Raw genomic sequence first — 21,048 nt, forward strand, 5'->3', positions numbered from 1 at the left:
TTAATTCGAGATTGTACATATTGGCCTTGCCCCAAGTTCGAAACTTCTCAACCTCCTTTTTCCCCATGTCATCCAGGCACTCGAACCATCCAAGGTCTGAATACTCGGCCACACATTTTTTCGCTTCTTCATATCGCCCTTGCATGGTGAGAACAAACCCTTTGATCCTGAGCCCATGACCATAATATACCACTAAATGCCGGTCAGTATGTAGGTTTTTAACAAAATTTTCTTTTTTTAATCGGTCATAAACAAAAATAGAACATTCATACAATTCGTCCCCATAGCGCTCGACCCTTTTCCAGTCACCAAGTGAATAGCAGACATTCGCCAGCAGTAACAAAGCATCAAGTCGCGTTTCTTCTGATAGGCGGCTATAGAACGGCTCAAAGCGCTCTAGCGCTCCCTTATTTTCTTCCGTGCTAATTCCAACGAGGCATTGAAACAGCCGGAATTGACACAGGAGAAACGTTTGATCGTTATGATCTGACCGTTCAGTGATAATACGATACAAGGGCGCTGCTTCTGCCTTCTTTTCCTCTTTGAAAAGTTGCTCTGCTACAGCATAGAATTGATCTTTCATTTCTGCCCCAAACCCTAGATTTGTCATTTGCCCCAAACACTCCCTTCAAGAGATACCATAATATTACATCTGGTAGTTTTCAATGGCAATATAGAACATTTAGAGGAGATTAACCGATTATCAGCAAAAAACAGAAAAAAACGAGACTAAAACAACGAAATTTGACATCAAACGTCAATTTAAGACATATTTTTACAATCAATTTCAGAAAAAGCCTATCAATATCGCTTAATCTAGTACTACTAAATGCTCATAAAAAAGTAGTTTTGTCCCATATGATTATATTGGTATACATGGTACTTTTTAGGAGAACAATTTAGTCGGCCGACCATTGTTCAAAATCAATCAATTTGGAGGGATGTGGCCGGATTTCAAGTGCGTGAGCGCATCGAGAAGCTTTACGCGAGCGGTTGTTTTTTTTATAGGGCAAAAAAAAGACACTAGCGTGTGCAACATTTTTATTTCATTATCCGTTTAAGTATTTAGGGTTGAATAAATTCCCAAATATAACTTGTTTTAGGATAATGAAAAATTGGGCTCGGTGGGAGGTGAAAAATGGAATAGCCCTGCATTTTAGTTTTTCTCTAAATGCTTATGGTCGGGGAAAGTCAGGAACGTATTCTGTATCTGTCTCGGATCGGCGCGATATTTGAACGACCATACGGCATCATACTATTTTTGTATTTAATGGTTTACAATTCCATATTATTGCATTAAAATACAATTTAGCTAGAAAATAATTGATTATATTTAGTAAAGGAGTCGAAGCGCATGAGGCAAAAAACTTTGTTTTCTCTGGTGGTTCTTATGTTATTTTTATTAGTATCAGGTACATCTTACGCTGCAACCACCATTGTCTACGATGGGGGAACGAACTGGTCCCAGGGGACCAATACCGGTGATGTAGGTATTCCCAAATCATCTGCTTGTGGTTATGACGGTAAAATGCGTTGGGTTAATGGAAATGGATATAGTACAGAGTATGTGTGGGGGAGATGGGATTATAATGTACCTTTTAATACGGATATTTCGTTACAGTATCAAGTATACATCCCCAATTGCAATTCTAGCGCATCCGTAAATTATTGGGTTATTTATGGCACGCAAAGTACTACTGTTTCCGTTGATCAGAACCAATATGTGGATGCATGGGTTAATTTAGGAAATTACTTTATTCCTGCAAATAAATCGTATGTCCAAGCTTTTATTAAATTGTACAACGATAATCTATCCAATGTTTACAAAGTAGGTTTTGATGAAGCTGCTTTTAATCAAGATTAGCTTATGATAAACCTCTAACTAAAAATTCAACCTTGAGAGGTGTAATTATGAGTATCAAGAAATATGTTACATTTACAATCATCGCTGCAGGCATAGTCGGAGTTGGTGCGTCAATTTATACAAAAACAAGCTTAACGCAGCACGCTGAAGCTAGTGATGCAGGAAAGAATAACGCCGTTTTTTCTAAGGCTAAAGAAGATATAAATAATATTCCTGTCATTAAAAACAAAGCACTGAATACGAATGCGAATTATTCGGTTTTGGAAGGAAGTATTTCAAGAACGTTTCATGAAAATGGGGATAAGCAAATTGTAGAGTTTACAATTGAACAGCCCGGCCGATTCCATGCAAAACACATACCAAATGCCAAAAATCCAAATCTATTCGAAGAATCTGTTAATGATGGGACGTTTGTTAAAACCAAAGGTTCAGACGGTAAATTAAACGAAAGCATCCCTCCTTCTATAGCTAAAAAGGAAAAAGCTCAAGATCTTGATCTTGATAAGAAGATTTCTCCTGATTACAATGGCACCTACTTGCCTTTCGGTGGCGTTAACGAAATGCTTCATCCTGAAATGTTCATTCAGGGGGCACTAAATAGAGGTAAAGTCACCGTTAAAGGCGAAGAAAAAATTCTGGGTCGTGACGCAACCGTGATTGTAATTGACCGCGATGTTAAAGAAGGCAAAATAGGCAACAGACAAACGTTTTGGTTTGACAATCAGACGGGAATTATTTTAAAAGCTGTAGATGCGGATGGCGATAAACCTCTTAGAACAACTGTTTTTGAAAAAATTAAATTCTCAGATAAAGCAAATGAAGCTATCTTTAAGTCTTTAAAGTAAAAATCTCAGCTTGCAAATCCTCATTTCCCCGGCACAGCCACTGCCCTTTTGCAAACCCGTGCGAAAAATTGGGGATTTCAGCCTTGAGCGACGATTTTGATTTCGTGGAACAATGCAAAAAAACGGCTCTTGTTCGCATCCTGAACAAGAGCCGTTTTTTATTTGTTGCCTCTTCGAATTGGTGGTTTAAAGGTTCCACGTTGTTTTTGTTAAACCTCAATTTGTTGCCCCGAAGCCTTCCGCAGCTCATTTGCGAGCCAATGAATGTAATCGGCCTGCTCCTCATACGCTGCGGCCGTGGTGCCATCTCCAGCCTGTTCTGCCTCCTGCCGTTTTGCGTCCAGCTCCTTCCATGCCGGACTCATCCAAGTACCGATAACTGTATTGGCTACACCTGCATCAAGCATTGGCTCCTCCGCCTCTGTATCATATTTTTCAAGCTCATATTCAGAAATGATGTGATTCAACTTTTTTGTATAGGCCGGATCGGTCGCATAGCCGCAGACCCGGAGCATTTCCGTCTGTTCCTGCGGCGTCTGAGCTGCGCGTACACGGTCATATCGGCTCCATTGGAAAAGTAGATCCTGATCGCGGAAACAATCTTCTATGCAGTCGTAGGCCCTCCAATGAGCTTGCACCCCATCCACGCGTACGCCGTTGTACACTTCCCAGGTCTTTGTACTTACCGATTTTCCTTTCCAAAAGCCGTTAGGCTGGCCGCTGCCGACTTTGTATCCTACGAGGTTATTCCATGCGTGGATTTTCCCGCCAGTCTCAAGCAAAGCCTGGGCGATCCGGACGGAAGGAAAGATCGGGGACCCTTCCTTCCGCAGTTGCACGGCGATCGGTGCGAGCCTTACGACGAATTCTTCTCTTGTCATCGGTTCTCCCCGCCCTTCCCTTTGCCCCGCAGCACCTCAATAGCCTGCTGGAGAATCGGAGGGAACGATACGCCCAGCCGCCCGAAGTTTTCGAGCACACTCAGCAGTTCGTTCGCCATCACATAGAAAACCGTCGCATCTCGGAATAGATGGGCGTCACCAAGCGCCGTGTCAATTAGGTGTGCGATAGCAACAACAGCAAAAAGACACACTTTTTTAACGATTCCCCATAACCCGATTTCGGAGGAAAGCTTCCCCTCCTTGCCCCCTGCTGCTACGCCTGTCGCATAATCGAACACAACGAATGCAAGCAAGATGGACAACAAACCGGACCAACCTCCAAACAAAAATGATGCAGCGGACCCACCAACAGCAACTATACTTTTGAAAAATGTATCCATGTTAAAGCCCCTTCCGCCCTCTTTCCGGGCAATGAAAATAACCCCGATCAGACCGGGGCGTTACGCTGCATATGTGGCTTTTACTCCATGATAACAGCAGAAGCGTACACCTGATTTAATACCCCTGCCCCCACTTGCACCTCAACTGTACCGGACTTACTAAGGACATACGTTACAGGTAAAGTATAGCTTCCTACAGCGTAAGGCTGTGATGGCGTCAGGTCTAAGTACTGCGTACCAGGCGGCGATCCTCCGCTTGCATAGTCCGTGTACTTTATTCTTATCGCCACGGTTGTACTTGTTGCTACTCGAAAGTATACAGATACGCCCACCATTTTATCCGGGGTCGATGGTGTAACTGATAGAATGGCATTGTAGTCAGGAGCTGTAATAAGCTTTTCTGTGACTTGATGACGGAACGAACTGATCGCCTGGGCGGTACGAAGCGGGGTCATATATTTGTCATTGGCCGTTCCCGCCTCTGCCTCACCCTGCGATGCAATACCAAAATTCTCGACATTGCCAAGGCCGACATCCCCTTTCTCCAGGGAGACAGCACCCGTTTTTCCGGCCACGCTTTTGACTGGTGCAAACTTATCAATCGCTTGCTTCGTCCGCTCCGGCGTCATGTAGGAGGCTCCATCCGTCCCAGATTCGGCCTGCTGCTGTGTGGAGACCGGATAATTCTGCACATTTTCAAGCCCGATTTGTTTCTTCGTGACAGCATGCGGATTATTTTTGTCGTTGATATGAGCATTCAACTGCGCGACGGTTGCGTATACGAGCGACCCGTCGATAACCGCGCTGACGTTTGGGGCATTCCCAACCAGCGTCACCACATCAATCTGCTTTTCGATCATATCAGGGCCGCCGCCTGGCGGGATATATTCGGCATTGTTCCCGGCATTTGCATAGCAGTATAGTATTTCACCTGCATCCGGATCTTGCGCGTATACGCCAAGCTCGCGGAAATAGAATCCTGTTGTGACGCTTTGGTTGGACATGGATGCGCCGACAACGGCCTTGCCGCCCGATTGGGTTTGAAGCTTGTTGAGCGGCAGCGACATCTTCAGGTCAATCAGCCCGTTCAGGTTTGGGATCGATTGGCCGGCGAGCTGCCCGGAGCCGATTCCAATTCTCGTATACTGCAGCTGGGTACCTGTTTGCGCCTTGGCCTGCAGCGCACGTCCCCGATTGGTGATTTGCATCCCCCCGAAAGCTCCCATATACTACACCACCTGTTCTACAGTCATAAATTCGCCCATGTGCAGGGCGTTCCCGAAATACAAATCCATCTCTCCAACGGTCGTGATCTCGATCGATTCAAGCCATGACCGGGTATTTTTCACGGAAGCAATTGCCGCAAGGAATTCCTTTGCCCGTTCGCTCGTGGCGGCCGGGTCGCTCGTCGTCACTTTGAAATGATACGGCTGGCCGCCGTATTCCCACCACTCGATGACTTCCCCGCTGCCGAAGATGGTCGTAATCAGCTCCGCGACCGCCGACGGCGTTCCTTTTCTTTTGTGCCACCGCAGGCTATTCCGGACCAGCTCCCTTTTTTGCTCCAGGGGAAGCGACGGTGTGTAGAAGTCAACGTGCCACTGCCAGGCGAGCTGATCAACCCATTCCTCCGGCAGCGTGTCGATGTGGTGAACGATAGCGACGCCGGGGATAATGTCCGTCACCTGCTTCAGTTCTCGGTCAATGGATTCAGCTGCAGCTTGTACTTTCTCATCGTCCCGCAGATTCGGAGGGATGAGATCCAGCAGCTTCACTTTGCCGATATCAATCATTTTCAAGCCCTCCATAGTTCGCCGTTATCGTGCCGGCTATCGCAACATCGGTCGGAGCGACAACGGTAAATGTTGGCGAAACGATCGCGACCCGGCGCGCGCCGGCGTTCATAATCAGGCGCGTCAGCTCCGAAGGGTTTATATCGCGACCGATTTTTGATTTTTGCCAAGATACATAGGCACCGATGGCACGCTGCACATTCGTTTGTATGGTCGTCGCCTCCGTTGCATTGGCGCTATCTATCCAATATGTGAGGTCGATATCGTATTTGACCACGTTCGGCGCCTTCACTGTAACCAAGTCGGTCAATGGCCGGACCGTTTCCGCGTTGCAAGCGGCTTTCACGGCGTCCAGGACCTCCTGCGCGGGCAGCTCGCCGCCAACCATGAGGACCCGGATCTCGACTTCCCCCGGGTTCGGAGACCAGACCAACACATTCATGATATCCTTGGACGCCGTCCGCGCCCAATACTCGTAGGCTCCCGTTGGTCCAGCGACCGAGAATCGTTCGGGCGAAATGTAGATCCGTTCCCGGTACGGATCGTCGGCTTCCTCGTCTGCCCCGCCGTTGCTTTCTGTAGTATTCGCCACGTTCGAAATGAAAGGCAGCGGGTCGACCAAAATATTGATCTGGCCGGGAATGTACCCATTTCCGACAACTCCGGCCGTAAGGCATTTCACAGGAACGTCCACATGCAGCTCGCCCGGCTTGATTTCGCCCACGGCTGCCACCGCAAAAAACAGATCATTACCGGGACTCACCCGGGTCCCGGCTGGGATCAGGACGACTTCCGGCCGTGGCGCCGACAGGTGAAAGCGGACTGTCGTCATGGACGGCGTGGCCGGCAGCCGCGGTGTCTCCATGTATGCCCCCAACTGGTCCAGGAAATCCCCGCTTGCGTACCGGAGCAGGTTCATTTTGGCAGCGTGGTTGATTAGGATACGTTGTTGAACAATCATGTCCCCTACCGAATATAAAAAAAGCCGCACCGGGTCGCCCGGATACAGCTTTTGACCAGATACGGCCTCGTAGACCGTCACCAAATCGGTTTTGATTTTTTCAGGCTCTACCGGTACAAACTTGATATCCTGGAGATCAAAAATACCATTCACACCGTGCCCCCCTCTCGCAATCGAATTTTCACAACAGGCAGGAGCCGGCCCTCTCCTTCTTCCGCCAAAAAGTTGACGCTCACAACCTCGACCCGCGGCTCATACTTCCGGACGGCGTCAATAATCCGCCCCGATAGCAGCGCGCGGGCCACCTCGATCGGCGTATCAATGTCGACGATATCGATGCCAAACCCTCGGTCAAGCGGAACGGTACCCTGTACGGTGGTCAGTATGGTCCGGACATTTTGAATGATCGCCTGTAGGCCGGTCGCCCCGAAAATAACCCCTGTCGATTGCGTTGAAACCGTATATTCCACGCCTGGCACCCCCTACACATATTCTTTCAGCGTCAGTTCGGCCTCGGCCGTGATGACATGACCGTGGTTATCCACGGCCGTCCACGTTTGGTTTATAGACTCGATGTACCAAAGCCCCACGCCGAGCCCCTTCCCGCCGATCGTGAGCGTCTGGGCCGTTCCGGAACGCGACATATCAAGCAGCTTGTCGAGCTCTGTCCGCGGGTTGATTCCGTAACGGATATCGAAACGCATCGTGAAGGATAGCGAGTCCTGACCCGGTCCGATATACTCCGCTTTCGGGTATTTCAGGTGGATCTCATGAACTGCCCAGCGTGCCGCCGTCGTGCGGGAAAAACTTTGAAACGTCCGAATCAATTCTGCAGAAGCCACAAATATAACATCGCCAAATGAGCCAATCATACCGATACGCCGCCCCCCGTGATCGATCCGTCGACCGTTAAGTTGCCGGAAATATGAACATCACCCGCAATTTCAAGGCCGGACGCCGCCTTGATGATGACTTTTCCTTTGGCATGAACCGCCAGCGTGCCGCTGGCCTCGTCAAAATCAATGTAGCTCCCGTCCCGATACCATGTTCCGCGCTTTTCAGGGGCCGTTGTCGGCGGTGGAGACGCATTAAAATAAAATGAGCCAAGGCAAAACCCTGTTTCCAAGCCATTGCCAAGGAAAAGGCAAAGGACCCGATCGTTCACTTTGGGCAGCACGTATTCCCCCGGCAGAACGACAACCGGCAGAAAATCCGAAACTAGGTCATCCCGATCCGGAAAGACGACACGCACCGCGCAACGGTCCGGATCGATGACGGAAACCGTTCCTACGCGAACCATATTTGCCAATGTAGCCATCAGTACGTCAGCACCTTTCTCAATTCGATCGAAGTCTCATACCCATTCCCGCCGACGGTGTGCGTGGCCGTCTCGATGTAATATTTATTGTCGAATTTTCCGAATCCTTGGACTTCCACTGTCACGCCCTGTACGAGCACCGGATCGCCCATCAATACCATGCGGGCCTTCTGTGCCTCCTTGTTCTTCTGGCGAAGCGCCTTCCGGGCCTTCCGGATCGCCTCCGCCTGAGAGGCCACCCTTTCGTTGATCTTGAGCAACGGCCCATCGCCTGGCGCCCGGAAAGTACCCGAAATGGTGCGGCCGCCTTTGCCGTCCGTATAGCTGACTTGGCAAGCGCCGTATGCTGCATCGATTGCCGACAGGTCGAACGAATACGATTTAATATCGCTCTTCCCGCGCGTGAGGGCTTTCACAGGCGGCATGGATTCGTATTTTAGATCGTCGAAAATGACGAGCGAGTCGTTTGTAACTTTGAGCGTGAGCCCTTCCTGCTCGGCCAGCCGGTCCAAAAAGGCAAGATCCGTTTGCTGCGTCTGATCAACACGATCAAAAGTCACGTCATCCGTTTCAAACATGAAATTGAGACCTGCATACGAAGCGATGCGCTTCGCAATTTGGGAAAGCGTTACTTTTTCCCAGGCTTTCGTTTTCTCCTCGTTTTTGAGGCCGGAAACCGGCGGGAAGGAAGCAGCTTTGATATCAACGGTGTCCGGGGGTCCTGCAAAGCCGACGGTATCGACTTGGAAAGTACCGCAAGGCAATGAAACTTTCGTGCCATAATCTTCCCAGTGATGCAGGATGATGTTGGCTTGAATGCGGTCGCCGTTCTGTGGCAGCCACGGATCGCGCCACATTTGATACCAGTCCGCGAGCGAAATCTGCAGGTCATCCGCCTTCCCAGTGCCATTGTCGGTATATGAAAAAGACAGCAAAAAAGGCGCGATATCCTGAGAGATATTCACGCCTTCGTATACGATTTCGATTTCCGCTCTACGTGTGTTCATAAGCCGCTGCTCCTTTTCCATGGCGGGAGGTCCGCGGCCGGCTTCGGCGGGATCGTAGGGACGGTCAAGCGAATGCCGGCTGAAAAAAACACGGTCCGGATGTGCTTCGGATTCAACTCCATCAGCGTCGACATTTGGGAGTCGCTGCCGAATAGCTTGAAGCTGATCACATCCCAGGTATCACCCTGGATCGTAACGTATTCAGACATTGAAATTCAGCCGCCTTTCTTGCTTCATCATAGCCGAAAATCGTCGTTCAAACTCGTCCTGCGCCTTTCTCAGCGCTTGTTCGAACTGTCCGCTGGCGTCCGCTCCGCCGCCCTGCACCGTAATTTGAGGCGCGAAGGTAACGGTAACATTGCCGCCGCCAGTATCACGCCCCATAATTCGGTTGGTCGCGTCCAGAAGTGCATGCGAACGCGGCGAATCGTTGAGAGGGATGTACGCCTCCGGCCCAGCCTCGCCAAATACGCCGAAGTGTGGAGACGTGGCGAATCCGCCTTCAGCATACGGCTTGGGATTCACAAACATAGGGGATGCAGGCTGCTGCTTGGGTGTATTTTCCTTGATGAACCGTTCTGCCAAGTTTACATTGCCCCATCCCGAGTTCTGCCAAGCCACCGATACATTGATCTTCTTTTCGGTCGGTATCAAATTCATTTCCTTATTAAGCTGAATAACGGCTGCGGCAGCTTCATTAAATCGTGCCTTTTCTTCGGCCGACAGCCGATTGAATTTTGAAGCTTGTTCTTCGAGCTTGCCGCCAAGGTTCAGCTCAATGAGATTTTTCTGTGCCTGATACAGCTCTTCATAACTTGACTTGGATTGCCCCAGTTCTCCCAGCTTTGTGACATACTTATCTATGGATTCGATTCTTTTTTGGGTCAAATCATCGATGGTATCGCCAAGGCTCATAAGTTGCGCGTTAGCATTAAAATGATACCCAACACTTTCCCCGACTTCATTGACCTTTTTTCGAAGCTCTTCCAAGCTGGCAGTACGATCATCGGACGGTGTCTGTTGCATGATCTTGGCAAACTGGACTTCGAACTCCCTGAATGCGGGTATTGCTGCATCCATAGCAGCTTTTTGTTTTTGAAACTCGGCGGTTTGTTTCTCAAGAGAACCAATCTCGTCTTCAAGCTTCGTTGTGTCCCGGCTCTTTTCTGCAACTTCTTTTTCCAGCTTGAGACGTGACAGCTCGCGTTCTGCATCAGATTCCTGTTTGACTAACCCCAGCTTTTCCTTGATTTTTCCGTTTTCAACGTCGTACTGGGTGATTGTTTGAGGATGCAGTTGCTGCAATTGCTTGGTGATTTCGGCCAAACGCGCCTTTTCAGTAGTCAGATCTTTGGAAGAGTCCGTGTTACTTTTTATGATCTTATCAAGCTCCCGATATTCCCATACCAGGTCATTCGTAAGCTTCGCTTTATTGGCAACTTCCTTGTAATTGTTCGAGGCTTCCTGGAGCTCTTTTCCCATATTTATGAGCTGCTGGCGGGCTTTCTCCTGATGCTGCTTATATGCGATAATGCCCAGCGTAAGAGCCCCGACAGCAGCAACGGCAATTCCAACGGGGTTCGTGAAAAAAGTTAATGCCGATCCGAGCATCCCCACCGACCGGCTTGCGAACGAGGCACCGGTGGCTGCCTTTGCGACAGCTCCTTCGACCATTCCAAAACCTTTCACAACACTAACGGCATTCTTCCCGATCATCGCAGCCGGCACGGCCAGCGCAAGAAATTTCATGAGATCCTTATTTTCGCCCGCCCAGGCCGCCAGTTTTTTAAGGACCGGCATTAGATCCTGTGCAATTGGGAGGATTAGGTCCGTCATCAGTTGCCGGCCGATCAGTTGGAAGTCAGCGCCGATCGTATCATATTTGGTTTTAGCGACTTCATCCATTGTTTGCTTGGTCAAATCAAACTGACTTCGGGCTGATCCCATCGCGGCGATAACCGTTTGCTCCAAATCCTCGAATTGCGTGCCAAAAAGAGCGACCCCGAGTTGGTTACGTTGGAGCGGATCTTTGATCGCCTGCAACTTAGATATGACCAGTTGCATCGCTTGCGCGCCGGTTTTTGACCCATTGGATAGATCGGTGAACAACTTTTCAGAATCGCCGAAAATGGAGTACAGCGCGTTCATCGCGTCGGAGCTGCCTTTTTTCAGGTTGTCGACGAGCTGCTTGGCCGTATCCTTGGAAACATGCTGCAGCAGCTCCAAGTATTCCGCCGATTCGGTGCCCCCTTTTGTCAGCGCAGCAGCAAAATCTTCGATATTATTCGGGGCAAAAAGCTGGGCCATAGCCTCCGTGGTTGATTTCGAACCGTCTTTCAGCCGGATATTGAATTCCTTCGCGGCGTCACCAACCTTGTCGAGGTTGAAAGCGCCGGCTTCAAGTCCAGCCGAAAAAATATCGAACATTTGATTCGCTGTGAATCCCAGCGCAGCAAATTGCGGCGCGTATTCATTTGCGGAATCGAGCAACTCGTTAGACTTATTGAGCCCTTTTTGCGCACCTTGGGCAAGCAGGTTATATGCTTGACTGCTATTGATCCCAAATTGCTTCACCATTGTATCGGCTGCCTTGACCGACTCTTTCACATCTTCCCCGAATACATCCCGGAAGGCGATGGCATTCCGGGTCGTCTCCTTCAGCGTATCGCCTTCCTGCTTCGTCACCTGCTTTGCGACCGTCAGAGCGTCGGTGATATCCTTGAACCCCTCCCCAATTGGGGTACGGTACAATTCCTTTGCGATCTTCTCGACTTCCGCCATTTCGGTAGCACTCGCGCCGGTCGCCGCTTGCACTTGCTTCATAGAGGATTGAAATTCTCCGACAGTTCCAACAATGTCTTGAAATGAACCAACTACACCTTGAACAATGGTAAAGGCGCCCGTATACTCGGCTACCCGTTTCAGCGTATCGCCAAAGCCACGTGCATCTTTTTCGAGTGATTCGATGGTATTTCCGGCTTTACGCGCGTCGGCCCCAATGCGGTCAAAGGCGTTCGATTGTGAGAGCTGCCGCAGGTCCTTTTCAATATTTCCGATGCTTTCCGATGCACTGCCAAACGATTTTCGGAATGACGATTCAAGCTCGGCGTTTAACTTGAAAGCTATTTCATATTCTCTACCCTTATTTGCCATGACCGGCGCCCCTCCTTTCTTTCAACCGATTTATCCGCTCGATCCAGTCAACCAATTCCCGAATGGGAAGCGAGAGAAAAAAAGGGATCGGCGTATAAGTGACCATTGAGAGAGAGGCGGCCAAGTCCTTGACGCCGATTTCTTTCGTCAATCCGATCCGAGTAAAAAATTTTGGGCTCTCAACGTCACACGGGAAAAGTCAGACGCTGAAAGCTTGCGAATCAGCTCTACCTGTACGCCCGCGGCCCGAGCGACAATATAGGACTGATATTCTTTGGATGTTTCCTTAACGTACGTAAAATCAGGCTGCCGGGCCTGATACTGCCGCTCGCAAACGATAATATCGTCACCGCTCAAGCGCTCGAAATCGAGCTTGAAGCTGCTATAATGCTCCCCTTCAAATTCGATGGGGAAACGGAGCGTAAATACGCTGCCGTCATGCTCTTGGACTTGTTCTTGTTTTTCGGTCATTGGGTTGTCCTCCTTTTACATTCCGAGTTGTTGGCGTACTTCCGCGAGGTAATCGGTACCTTCAACGCGGAAAATGAAGTTGAATTTGTCGAGTTCCAGCACTTCCTGCCCGTCCATGAAAATCTTGATATAGGATACCTCGAATTCGTTCGACGTTTCAGTTGGCGAAGCTGGCGCAAAGTTGCCGAGCGTGCCGGTCTTGGACATGACTTTCATTGTGACACGAATACCGGAAGGTCGATATTCACCCGTAGCAGAATTGTACAACTGATGCGACCCACGAAAATCGATCGCATGGGACTTCTGTCCGAGCAATCGGATCGCCGAGCGGTCAACGGTCCGCCAGTTGATTGTCGTGGTCATGCTGGAGAAATGTCCAAGCGTCGGGCTGTCCACTTCGCCGGCAATCCCGGCGCCGGAAAGGGTCTCCGTCATAGATTCAAGATTTGGGAGCGTCAGATCCGCCGCCCCTAAGTATTCGTTCCCGTTCAGATAGGCACTAAAGTTGATCAGTTTCTCAGGAATTTGTCGCATTTAGGTTCCCCCTCCTTAGCCTGCGGTCAGCGCAGACAAATACTTTGCATCGTACTCGACGATGAAGTCGATCTCCCGCGCAGGCGACGGCGGCGTCACATAGACATGGAATTTTACGGTGCCGTCCATAATGGCAGTATTCGGATTTTCCGCGGCCAAGAACTCGACGCGGCCGCCGAGAATGTAGCCTTGAGCGGACAATCCGTTCAGCCAAAGGTTCAAACTTCCGGTAATTGCCTCGATAAGTCGGCGCGTGATCGGCGAGTCAACATACTGCCATGTGCTCAGAACGATCGTATTTTCGATCCAGTTCATCATACGGCGTATCGGGATGAAGCTATCTTTCGGGTCCGTCGTTCCGGGGTACGTTCCTGTACGGTTCCCCCACGCCTTCCATCCACCAATGAAATTCAGCGCCGTCACGATACCGTTCCCATTGAGGTATGCGCCCTGATCTGGACCAAGGAAAACCGGGGTCCCGTCCGCCAGCTCGGCGCCGTTAGCCTGGAAATTCTGATTAGACGGCGACTTGTACGGGACGCCGCCGTTTGCCCCGTCCGTAGCCGCCATGACACCAGCAAGCTGCGTCGACAGGTGGAATTGCTTGTCTCCCAGCGCCAGTTTCGGGTAGCCGACAATTTGAAACGGCGAAGTGTAATTGTTGTTCTCTTTCCACGCCGGCGCGTCCGCGTACTTGGTGACCGTGTTCGTCGGAATATCTACGAGTGCCATCGCCTTAAAATTGCCGTTTATGTTGCTTGCCTTAGCCGCCATCACCGCGGCGACCGTCGAGTCGGTCGAGTAACCCGGCGCCAACACTGAGCCCGGGACTAGCCGGAAGCGCGGGAAGATTTGGTCCAGCAGCTCCAAGCCCGTCGGCTTTCCATTGGCATCTATGCCGCCGATGATGTCGGCCGCCGTAACGCCGCTCGGGTTGAGCTTGTCATAGTTGACTTTGAGCTTCGCATTTGCGGCAATCTGCCCCGACGGAAGCCGCTGAATAACTAGATTTCCAGCAGCGTCGAAATTGGTTTCATAGTCTGTTCCCAGGACGTACGTCGTTGATCCGTCGCTGTTCTTGACGACAACTGACGGTTTGAGAATGCCTTGTGTGAGTGTGGCGCTATCTTTTACAAGCGTCACATCACTAGCCGGTACCGCCGTTTTGTCCGTGGCCGGGTCAAGTACATTGACTAGGATTGCCGGGCTTGCACCGTATAAGGCAAAATATGAATACATGAATTCGCAAAGCGTGAAACTCCAGTCTCCCGAATATCCCAACGCTTCGACCGCTTCAGCATACGTATAGCACAGAACCGGTTCATTTACTGGTGCCTGCCGTTTCGATAGGTTAACCGGCGCTGTCCCGAACACAACCGGGATGATATCGCTCGCCACGGTCGGTGTGATCGATGTCGGGATCTCGTTGATATACACACCATGTTTGTAGGCCATCAGGATTCACCTTTCCTTTCGCGCAGCACGTCCTGCGCTGCTGCATATTCAATCGTTCCAGGCGTCGACGTTCGCGCCAAAGCCTCCGACAACCCCGAAACCGGTACAATCAGCCGCTCGATCTTCGGCTGCTCCCGGAGCGTGCTCTCCAGATATTCCGGGATTCCTCCGCGGAAGATACGAAAGCGAGACAACAACCCGCCCGGCAAGTTCGGCCCGATGTAAATGAAGGCTTCCTGCGGCGCCGTTTGCGCGGGAGCGGTGCGCTGCTGTTTCAATTTCGGTTTTTCTTGAATCGGCGCATCCGGCGTTACCCCTGCGTCATCAAATTCAGATGTAACCATGAAGGTCCACCCCCTCGATCATTTGTTGTGTGGCACTTTGCACCGTCCAGGTACTTTGTGCCGTGCCGACCCATAACGGGTACGGCTGCTCCTCCGGTATTTGCCACCTATACGGCTTCTCGATCCGGAATTTATTTTCTAAAACACCTTTGCGGAACAAGGCTATACGTACATGCTCCATTAAATTAAGAAGGTCATATGCCCCATCTGGATGTACGAAGCCATCATCTGCAGCGCTCTCGTGATATATCCCAAACGCAAGGTCGACCCGAATCGTAGAAAAAAGCGGCGCCATCGGCTCATATACCGGATCGTCCCCTTCAATGATGCGGGCTACGATATACGGAAAGTCTGTATGTTGCTCTGCTTTCGGATTTTTGAATGGCAAGAACCAATCAAACACCTTCGGGACTTGATATTCTCCACGTCCGCCTTGAGCTGCCGCATATTCGGCGACCGCCTCGCCCAAAAATGTCCTCAACGCCTGCAACAGCAAAAATGCCGTCATGGTTTGAACCTCCCAAGCACGCGATTGACTTCATGATCCAGCCGCTGCCCCATTCGTCGCTGCGCTTCTTCCTGAAGATGTTCAGCGACGCCAGGCTCCCCAAGCATGACCGGGATCGATGGACCGTATAGCTCGTCAACCGGTAGCCGTTTTTTACCCGCGCGCCGGAACACACCGACATGGCCGCTGCCCATTTGGACCACAAATGCGCCCCGGATCGGCTTCTTCCCGCCTTCTTTTTTGACAGCGGCTTTCAACACTTTCGGCTGGCGAGCCGGTGGAGTGCTCGGGGTCGTCCGAAATTTGATGAGCGGGATACTGGGCCCCCGGGAAGTGAGCAGCATTTCCAGCTTTGCCGGATTGGCCTTGCTAACCTTAATCGTTTTTAAAACGTCACCGTGCTTGACGTAGTACGTTTCCCTTACCTTCTTTGCCGCTTCTGTCTTGACCCCCGCGGAGACCCGGTTCATGGCAGCGGAAAAAGCCTTCGGTATGTTCTTTTCAACAAACCGAAGGCTGACCGTTGCCTGCTTCAGCTCTTTTCGAGTCGACGTAAAATCGATCATGTTTCGCTCGCCTCGATCGCGATCTCTAATATACCCACGTCCGAAGTTACGCGGCTTACGATATACGGATAGACTTCCTCGCCGGCGGGTGCAAATTTGATCAACTGATTTTCAACTGGGCGATATCCAAGATCCGCTTCTCGTATAAAAAGCGTGATCTTCGAAGCAAATGTACCGTCTGCGTGTTGATACAGCGGACCCTCTGTCGTATCGCGATCCACGACGGCCATCAGCTCCTGTGTTTCAAACCCACTCGCACCGAACAGGATCGGCTCTCCAAACTCATCCGGATTGATGAACACGGACATGTTGTCGTTTGCAACGATGTCTTTGAAATTCATTTTCGGCTCCGCTTAGGAGCAGACCCAGCGGCTGCATCCACAATCACATCGTCAGCGTGAAACGCAGGGACAAGGTCGTCATGGCCGTCAGCCTCCGCCCCGCCAAGTGCTTCATCGTCGTCAGCCGGGGCAACGTAGTTATCCGTCCCAAATGTTTCGCTGTAGACGGCAACGGTGCCATTCTGCAGCAGCTCTTCCATGTCATCAGGCGAGGCATCGAAAAAGGAGCCTTTCGAATGAAAGACCCCCTCGTGTTTCACATATCCCTTATTTACTTGGAATTTCATGTTCCCCCCTCCTTTACGTCGTTACCGTATTGATTACTGCCCATGCAGAAACATCGAAAGGTTGCGGCACCGGACGAGATTTTACGATCAAAGATTTGGTGTCGTTGTTGCGGTCGATCGTTACTTTCGTGGCCCTTGGAGCTTCGATGGTAACAAAATTATCGGACCCTTGCGGGATAAGCGTATTTGCCCCATACAGACGCTCGGCAATATTTTCAGGTCCAACAATCACCTTTTCTGGCGAGATGTACGGCTTCATCTTCCCATCATTCTCATCGAAATACCATGCATCATATCGATACAGGTCCAGTCCGAGCTCCGTCAGTCGGCCGATATAAATGTACCCGTTTCCGTTAGCAATGTTCAGCTGCGGGTTGATCGCTCCGAATTGTGCATATCGGAGGTCCATGTACTTATCCATAAAGTTACTATCAGCCCGCATATTGGCCCATGCCTCGCTACCAAGAATAGCCGCGGTCGGGTTGTAACCAGCTTGCCTAGAGGTAGTTACGGCCTTTTCCAAATCGTTGTATTTTTTTGAGGTGCTTTGATTCCATTGGTCGGCTCCGGTCAGATTGATGATGTTTTCGAATCCATAATCAATCGTATCCGTCCGCACGACGGTCGCGGAATCGTCGACATAACCCGTAATCGTAGCAATGCCATATTGCAGCATTTGAGCGATCATGAGCTCCTCGCGGCGAGTGATCATATCGTCCAACTCCATATAATCCTGCTGCATCAATTGGAGCGCACGCTCGTCGGGTGTCAGCCCGCCAAACACGTTTTCCCCTGGGAGCCTCGTCTGAAGAAGGTCAACATCGTATGGTGCTGATAGATTGATGAATGGGGCCTCGTAGATTTCCGTGCGAAAGCCATCACGACGAATATTGATCGGGCCGGACCCCGCAGCTACAAACGGAGCTACGCGTTGCTTATTTTTCTTGAAATCGAAGATAACGTGTTTCGTCGGAAAGGTATCGTATCCCGGAGCGAACATGTCCCGCAGGAACGTCGTGACCGGCATCCGTTTCTGGAAGGCCGGGCGCATCGTCTGAGGTTCATAAATGTTGATGTTACCGCCCGTTACCGTGGCATTTTGCGGGCGCATCATTTGATTTTGGAAACTGTTACGAATCGATCTCATCGAAATTTTCATATGATTCACCCTTTCTTAGTTAACCGTTGCCGGATAGTCCGTTTTGTAATAGATGCTTACGGCCCGCAGTTCATCCTGATGTGCTTCGACCTTGTCGCCGTTAGCAACATAAAGTGCATTGTAGTTAAAAATACCGCGCTTATACGCGACAACATCCAAGTCTGCGCCCGCCTCATTGGTATCAATCGATTCGATCGCCAGTATCATGGAAGCAACTTGGCAGCCATCGGTAGCAGAAGCATTCACGAGCTTATAGGTTTTGTCAGCCGTAACCTTTCCGAGTACAGCACCTTTACGCAGCACTCCTTGTCCGGCTGCCAGTTTGACCGATGTTGTCAGGGCAGAAACTTCCGTGCCGGCGAAAAAAGTACGGTTTTCAATGCTTCCGAAATTTGTCGTAATATCTGCCATGGTTAAGTTTACCTCCTTCTGATATTTCGCGGCTGATCGGCCATCGAATTCGTTGCGATCTGCGCGAATACTTCATTTACATCCTTGAGATTGCTCAGGTCATACTCCCGCTCGCCCCCCTGTGGTTGCGCCTGCGCTTGAACATCCCCTGTGCCGGCTGCTTTGTTTGCGGCGACAGCAGCGTCGAATACGCCGGAATTGATCATCTTGCCTTCCTTCATTGCCCGGAAAGCCAGTTGTTCGGCATTCATCGGATTGGCGCCATATTTTGCTTCTTCGACTAGGGCAGGGTCAATGTTTGATGCAATAGCGTCGATCGCTTTCAGGCGCTCCCGCTCCTGGACGGCGGCGTCGGCTGCGTTTGTGCTGACCGCTGCCACCGTTGTCGTCGGGGGTACCGTCCCGGTTGTAGATGCTGCAGCCGCCTGCGGGGAAGCAGGATTTTGTGTTTGAGGATGATCCATATTGTTCTTTTCTCCCTTCGGTTTCTGTTTCAAAATCTCGTTTCGTAGGCGGTCGATGACTTTGGCCGGGATCATTTCAGCGCCGGCCGAAGCCACCGCGCGCAACTGATTGCCTTCGTCGAACATGATTTCGTCGATGAAGCCTTTCTCCAGCGCATCCTGTGCGTTCATCCAAGTTTCTTTGTTCATGAGCGCAAGGAGCTCGCTTTGCAACATACCAGTTTTAAGTCGATACGCATTAGCAATAGCCTGGTCTACTGTATGCAAAAAATCTGCCGCATGTCGATGATCGCGTTTGTCGCCGTCATTCCTTGCCCTCGCGTTGTGGATCATCAGTAAAGAGGTTGGGGACATCTCGACTTTGTTTCCGCCCATAGCTGCGACGCTGGCCGCACTGGCCGCAGCCCCCACAATTTTGACCGTGACATTTCCAGGGTAACCCTTCAGGGCTGTGTAAATCTCCGAACCGGAAAACACGTCGCCACCGCCGGAATTGATGACGACCTCAAGATCATCACCACTCGCGTCCGAAATGGCTTGCGAAACTCTGCCGGGGCTGGTGGACTCCACTTCAAACCAGTCATAGATCCATTGTTCATCATTCGGAATTATGACCCCTCTGATATCAATTCTCGTCGGCATTCGTTTGTTCACCCCCTCTCTGTGCGGTGTCCGGTGTGACCGGCAGTTCGCGGCGCTTCTGCCATTCCCGCTGCAGCACATCCATGTTGCTATCCCAGTCCATGCCTGTCTGCTCGGCCGTCTCCCGCTCATGCGTTGAAAATCCGTTCGCGATCTTCCGCTCTGATGCCTGAACCTCTTTTAGAGGATCAATCTGACCCGGGCTCGGCCCAATCCAAATCGCTTGACTCCAAAGCTTGCGCCGAACTGGGTCATTGAAGAAACCAAGCGCCTGAATTCGGCCGGTCGCCACGGCTTCAAAAAGCCAAGTTTCATACACCGGCTGGCAAAAGTCATGCGCGAACCAGTCTCGCCGATCACGAAATGATCGCCACGCCTGAAGAAGCGCCGCGCGGGATGCTGAATAGCTGCTGTTGAATACGCTCAGCAGCACCTCGTACGGCATATCCAGCGAAGCGCCGGCGAGCTGCGCCATGGCCTTCATGAACGTATCAAAGCCGGCTGTCGGATGCTTCGGATCTCCAAATGACACGCTTTCCCCTTCGCCCAGGACGTTGATCGTGCCGGGTCCCATTTCGTAGGAGGCCAGCCGATCCTCGATCGGAAGCTTGACCCGATCCTCTTCCGGAATAGAATCCGCGAATGGGATTTCATTTTTGGGTCCATCTCCAACCGTAATGAATGCGGTGAAAAAGCTGTTTACGATTGCGGCCGCGATCTCTGCCTCGGCATAACGATTCATCTGCTTGATTTGCTCGATCACCGGCGCCAGGTATGGGACACCGCGGTATTGCTCCGCGCGCTCCGCATCCATCACGAACAAAATGTTCGGCAAGCCGCTGACCGGGTTGTATGCTTCCACGCGCGCCCACCGCATCGGCTGGTTGAACGGGATCAGGCTGTTGGGGTATTTATTGCTGATCCAATACGCCACTACGCGACCATCCGGGTCCGTCTCAACTCCGTTATGGATTGCCCCGCCGTTAGAGAGGTTGATGTATTCCACTATCTCCGTATCCGCAGCAATAAACGCAGGACCATATCCCGAGTGCTGTTCCGGGTTGTTCAGGCGGTCCGCTTCGATCAGGTGCAGACGGAGACGATACGGGTTCAATCGCTCCGGTCGGTCCGTGTATTTCATGACCGACAACGAATCCCCATTCAGTAGCCACCCGGTCAGCATGATCCGCTGCGAATCGTAAAAATCGTTCAGCCCAGTGTTGTCGACTTTGGAGCTCGCCCACAGGCTGAATTCGAATTCGGTCCGATCCTCCCACTCCTTCGCCTGCTCCGGTGTCAGGCCAAGCATGCGGTAATTAAGCTGGCATTTCAGAGAGAGTCCGGAGCCGAGAACGTTAGACTGGTTCTTTTTGATAGCGCCGGCCGCAAGCCCGCCCGACATATACAAGTCGCGGCTGCGCTCCCGCAGCAGGCGCAGGTTATTGCCGATATCCTCCTGCGGACTACTGCTTGTACTATTCCATCCCTGCATAGACTTCTTTTTCCGGCTCGCTCCACTATGCGAGTATCCGCTGTTTGTAAATTTCCGCAAGAAAGAGAGCCTTGCGCGTGCAGCTTCACGCTTCAAGGCTCTTTGCGGGGAAATCCATGCTATCGTTTTGTCGAGAAAGTTCACAAGTTAC

25 protein-coding genes and 1 pseudogene are annotated in these 21,048 nt (G+C 51.0%); 2 read left to right on the forward strand and 24 right to left on the reverse strand.

Annotated features, from left to right (window positions below; translation table 11 throughout):
* Positions 1-610 (reverse strand): annotated as a pseudogene (locus tag ET33_RS31350) (DNA-binding protein); the annotation flags it as partial.
* A gap of 744 nt (positions 611-1,354) precedes the next feature.
* Between ET33_RS31350 and ET33_RS31355 the strand changes: the two are divergent.
* Together ET33_RS31355 and ET33_RS31360 are read left to right on the forward strand one after the other, a co-directional pair.
* Positions 1,355-1,864, forward strand: a complete 510-nt coding sequence (locus ET33_RS31355; protein ID WP_036691535.1) for a hypothetical protein — start codon at positions 1,355-1,357, stop codon at positions 1,862-1,864.
* Between the two features lie 47 nt (positions 1,865-1,911).
* Positions 1,912-2,709 (forward strand): LolA-like protein, encoded by a 798-nt coding sequence (locus ET33_RS31360; RefSeq protein ID WP_036691537.1) that lies wholly within the window; start codon positions 1,912-1,914, stop codon positions 2,707-2,709.
* A gap of 209 nt (positions 2,710-2,918) precedes the next feature.
* Here the strand turns inward: ET33_RS31360 and ET33_RS31365 are convergent, their stop codons facing one another.
* The 23 genes from ET33_RS31365 to ET33_RS31475 form a co-directional block, all read right to left on the reverse strand.
* Complete coding sequence (locus tag ET33_RS31365; RefSeq protein ID WP_051775865.1) at positions 2,919-3,590, reverse strand: glycoside hydrolase family 73 protein; 672 nt, start codon at positions 3,588-3,590, stop codon at positions 2,919-2,921.
* Entirely contained in the window at positions 3,587-3,991 is a 405-nt protein-coding gene (locus tag ET33_RS31370) for a phage holin family protein (RefSeq protein ID WP_051775867.1), read from the reverse strand. The genes ET33_RS31365 and ET33_RS31370 overlap by 4 nt, the downstream gene beginning before the upstream one ends.
* Before the next feature lie 80 nt (positions 3,992-4,071).
* Positions 4,072-5,199 carry a phage tail-collar fiber domain-containing protein gene (locus ET33_RS36795; protein ID WP_152570734.1) on the reverse strand — a complete coding sequence of 376 codons (1,128 nt, stop codon included), beginning with the start codon at positions 5,197-5,199 and terminating at the stop codon, positions 4,072-4,074.
* A 21-nt stretch (positions 5,200-5,220) separates the two neighbouring features.
* On the reverse strand, positions 5,221-5,784 hold the full coding sequence (locus ET33_RS31380) for a phage tail protein I (protein WP_036691542.1): 564 nt from the start codon (positions 5,782-5,784) through the stop codon (positions 5,221-5,223).
* Positions 5,777-6,898: a baseplate assembly protein gene (locus ET33_RS31385; RefSeq protein WP_036691544.1), complete on the reverse strand. Its 1,122-nt coding sequence runs from the start codon at positions 6,896-6,898 to the stop codon at positions 5,777-5,779. The genes ET33_RS31380 and ET33_RS31385 overlap by 8 nt, the downstream gene beginning before the upstream one ends.
* Positions 6,895-7,215, reverse strand: coding sequence for a GPW/gp25 family protein (locus tag ET33_RS31390; RefSeq protein ID WP_036691546.1), 321 nt, complete (start codon positions 7,213-7,215; stop codon positions 6,895-6,897). Before ET33_RS31390 ends, ET33_RS31385 begins: the two co-directional genes overlap by 4 nt.
* Positions 7,216-7,227: 12 nt before the next feature.
* Positions 7,228-7,617, reverse strand: a complete 390-nt coding sequence (locus tag ET33_RS31395) for a phage tail protein (RefSeq protein WP_036691548.1) — start codon at positions 7,615-7,617, stop codon at positions 7,228-7,230.
* Positions 7,614-8,063 (reverse strand): phage baseplate assembly protein V, encoded by a 450-nt coding sequence (locus ET33_RS31400; RefSeq protein ID WP_036691551.1) that lies wholly within the window; start codon positions 8,061-8,063, stop codon positions 7,614-7,616. Before ET33_RS31400 ends, ET33_RS31395 begins: the two co-directional genes overlap by 4 nt.
* Positions 8,063-9,070, reverse strand: coding sequence for a phage late control D family protein (locus ET33_RS31405; RefSeq protein WP_036691553.1), 1,008 nt, complete (start codon positions 9,068-9,070; stop codon positions 8,063-8,065). Before ET33_RS31405 ends, ET33_RS31400 begins: the two co-directional genes overlap by 1 nt.
* Positions 9,067-9,279: a tail protein X gene (locus ET33_RS31410; RefSeq protein WP_036691556.1), complete on the reverse strand. Its 213-nt coding sequence runs from the start codon at positions 9,277-9,279 to the stop codon at positions 9,067-9,069. The genes ET33_RS31405 and ET33_RS31410 overlap by 4 nt, the downstream gene beginning before the upstream one ends.
* Positions 9,272-12,223 (reverse strand): phage tail tape measure protein, encoded by a 2,952-nt coding sequence (locus tag ET33_RS31415; protein ID WP_036691559.1) that lies wholly within the window; start codon positions 12,221-12,223, stop codon positions 9,272-9,274. The genes ET33_RS31410 and ET33_RS31415 overlap by 8 nt, the downstream gene beginning before the upstream one ends.
* Before the next feature lie 147 nt (positions 12,224-12,370).
* On the reverse strand, positions 12,371-12,694 hold the full coding sequence (locus ET33_RS31420) for a phage tail assembly protein (RefSeq protein ID WP_051775871.1): 324 nt from the start codon (positions 12,692-12,694) through the stop codon (positions 12,371-12,373).
* Between the two features lie 15 nt (positions 12,695-12,709).
* Entirely contained in the window at positions 12,710-13,228 is a 519-nt protein-coding gene (locus tag ET33_RS31425; RefSeq protein WP_036691561.1) for a phage major tail tube protein, read from the reverse strand.
* 15 nt (positions 13,229-13,243) lie between these two features.
* Entirely contained in the window at positions 13,244-14,683 is a 1,440-nt protein-coding gene (locus ET33_RS31430; protein ID WP_036691564.1) for a phage tail sheath family protein, read from the reverse strand.
* Positions 14,683-15,027, reverse strand: a complete 345-nt coding sequence (locus ET33_RS36800) for a hypothetical protein (protein WP_051775872.1) — start codon at positions 15,025-15,027, stop codon at positions 14,683-14,685. The genes ET33_RS31430 and ET33_RS36800 overlap by 1 nt, the downstream gene beginning before the upstream one ends.
* On the reverse strand, positions 15,014-15,535 hold the full coding sequence (locus ET33_RS31440) for a hypothetical protein (RefSeq protein ID WP_036691567.1): 522 nt from the start codon (positions 15,533-15,535) through the stop codon (positions 15,014-15,016). The genes ET33_RS36800 and ET33_RS31440 overlap by 14 nt, the downstream gene beginning before the upstream one ends.
* Positions 15,532-16,101 carry a phage tail protein gene (locus tag ET33_RS31445; protein WP_051775873.1) on the reverse strand — a complete coding sequence of 190 codons (570 nt, stop codon included), beginning with the start codon at positions 16,099-16,101 and terminating at the stop codon, positions 15,532-15,534. The genes ET33_RS31440 and ET33_RS31445 overlap by 4 nt, the downstream gene beginning before the upstream one ends.
* A complete protein-coding gene (locus tag ET33_RS31450; RefSeq protein WP_036691571.1) occupies positions 16,098-16,442 on the reverse strand; it encodes a hypothetical protein in 345 nt (114 codons plus the stop codon). The genes ET33_RS31445 and ET33_RS31450 overlap by 4 nt, the downstream gene beginning before the upstream one ends.
* Positions 16,439-16,729: a hypothetical protein gene (locus ET33_RS31455; RefSeq protein WP_036691575.1), complete on the reverse strand. Its 291-nt coding sequence runs from the start codon at positions 16,727-16,729 to the stop codon at positions 16,439-16,441. Before ET33_RS31455 ends, ET33_RS31450 begins: the two co-directional genes overlap by 4 nt.
* A 13-nt stretch (positions 16,730-16,742) precedes the next feature.
* The gene (locus tag ET33_RS31460; protein WP_051775875.1) at positions 16,743-17,888 is read right to left on the reverse strand and encodes a major capsid protein; all 1,146 of its coding nucleotides are present in this window, start codon (positions 17,886-17,888) and stop codon (positions 16,743-16,745) included.
* A 15-nt stretch (positions 17,889-17,903) separates the two neighbouring features.
* Complete coding sequence (locus ET33_RS31465; protein WP_051775876.1) at positions 17,904-18,299, reverse strand: head decoration protein; 396 nt, start codon at positions 18,297-18,299, stop codon at positions 17,904-17,906.
* Between the two features lie 8 nt (positions 18,300-18,307).
* The gene (locus tag ET33_RS36805) at positions 18,308-19,405 is read right to left on the reverse strand and encodes a head maturation protease, ClpP-related (protein ID WP_051775882.1); all 1,098 of its coding nucleotides are present in this window, start codon (positions 19,403-19,405) and stop codon (positions 18,308-18,310) included.
* A complete protein-coding gene (locus ET33_RS31475) occupies positions 19,389-20,897 on the reverse strand; it encodes a phage portal protein (protein ID WP_235206870.1) in 1,509 nt (502 codons plus the stop codon). The genes ET33_RS36805 and ET33_RS31475 overlap by 17 nt, the downstream gene beginning before the upstream one ends.
* Positions 20,898-21,048: the final 151 nt, after the last annotated feature.

Origin of the sequence: Paenibacillus tyrphae, assembly GCF_000722545.1 — a bacterium.
Lineage (GTDB): Bacteria > Bacillota > Bacilli > Paenibacillales > NBRC-103111 > Paenibacillus_G > Paenibacillus_G tyrfis.

Excerpts from the sequence above, each read along its gene's own strand:
- ET33_RS31355 (WP_036691535.1), top strand. The coding sequence starts at position 1,355 with ATGAGGCAAAAAACTTTGTTTTCTCTGGTGGTTCTTATGTTATTTTTA.
- ET33_RS31360 (WP_036691537.1), top strand. The coding sequence starts at position 1,912 with ATGAGTATCAAGAAATATGTTACATTTACAATCATCGCTGCAGGCATA.
- ET33_RS31365 (WP_051775865.1), bottom strand. The coding sequence starts at position 3,590 with ATGACAAGAGAAGAATTCGTCGTAAGGCTCGCACCGATCGCCGTGCAA.
- ET33_RS31370 (WP_051775867.1), bottom strand. The coding sequence starts at position 3,991 with ATGGATACATTTTTCAAAAGTATAGTTGCTGTTGGTGGGTCCGCTGCA.
- ET33_RS36795 (WP_152570734.1), bottom strand. The coding sequence starts at position 5,199 with ATGCAAATCACCAATCGGGGACGTGCGCTGCAGGCCAAGGCGCAAACA.
- ET33_RS31380 (WP_036691542.1), bottom strand. The coding sequence starts at position 5,784 with ATGATTGATATCGGCAAAGTGAAGCTGCTGGATCTCATCCCTCCGAAT.
- ET33_RS31395 (WP_036691548.1), bottom strand. The coding sequence starts at position 7,617 with ATGATTGGCTCATTTGGCGATGTTATATTTGTGGCTTCTGCAGAATTG.
- ET33_RS31400 (WP_036691551.1), bottom strand. The coding sequence starts at position 8,063 with ATGGCTACATTGGCAAATATGGTTCGCGTAGGAACGGTTTCCGTCATC.
- ET33_RS31405 (WP_036691553.1), bottom strand. The coding sequence starts at position 9,070 with ATGAACACACGTAGAGCGGAAATCGAAATCGTATACGAAGGCGTGAAT.
- ET33_RS31410 (WP_036691556.1), bottom strand. The coding sequence starts at position 9,279 with ATGTCTGAATACGTTACGATCCAGGGTGATACCTGGGATGTGATCAGC.
- ET33_RS31415 (WP_036691559.1), bottom strand. The coding sequence starts at position 12,223 with ATGGCAAATAAGGGTAGAGAATATGAAATAGCTTTCAAGTTAAACGCC.
- ET33_RS31420 (WP_051775871.1), bottom strand. The coding sequence starts at position 12,694 with ATGACCGAAAAACAAGAACAAGTCCAAGAGCATGACGGCAGCGTATTT.
- ET33_RS31425 (WP_036691561.1), bottom strand. The coding sequence starts at position 13,228 with ATGCGACAAATTCCTGAGAAACTGATCAACTTTAGTGCCTATCTGAAC.
- ET33_RS31430 (WP_036691564.1), bottom strand. The coding sequence starts at position 14,683 with ATGGCCTACAAACATGGTGTGTATATCAACGAGATCCCGACATCGATC.
- ET33_RS36800 (WP_051775872.1), bottom strand. The coding sequence starts at position 15,027 with ATGGTTACATCTGAATTTGATGACGCAGGGGTAACGCCGGATGCGCCG.
- ET33_RS31440 (WP_036691567.1), bottom strand. The coding sequence starts at position 15,535 with ATGACGGCATTTTTGCTGTTGCAGGCGTTGAGGACATTTTTGGGCGAG.
- ET33_RS31445 (WP_051775873.1), bottom strand. The coding sequence starts at position 16,101 with ATGATCGATTTTACGTCGACTCGAAAAGAGCTGAAGCAGGCAACGGTC.
- ET33_RS31450 (WP_036691571.1), bottom strand. The coding sequence starts at position 16,442 with ATGAATTTCAAAGACATCGTTGCAAACGACAACATGTCCGTGTTCATC.
- ET33_RS31455 (WP_036691575.1), bottom strand. The coding sequence starts at position 16,729 with ATGAAATTCCAAGTAAATAAGGGATATGTGAAACACGAGGGGGTCTTT.
- ET33_RS31460 (WP_051775875.1), bottom strand. The coding sequence starts at position 17,888 with ATGAAAATTTCGATGAGATCGATTCGTAACAGTTTCCAAAATCAAATG.
- ET33_RS31465 (WP_051775876.1), bottom strand. The coding sequence starts at position 18,299 with ATGGCAGATATTACGACAAATTTCGGAAGCATTGAAAACCGTACTTTT.
- ET33_RS36805 (WP_051775882.1), bottom strand. The coding sequence starts at position 19,405 with ATGCCGACGAGAATTGATATCAGAGGGGTCATAATTCCGAATGATGAA.
- ET33_RS31475 (WP_235206870.1), bottom strand. The coding sequence starts at position 20,897 with ATGCAGGGATGGAATAGTACAAGCAGTAGTCCGCAGGAGGATATCGGC.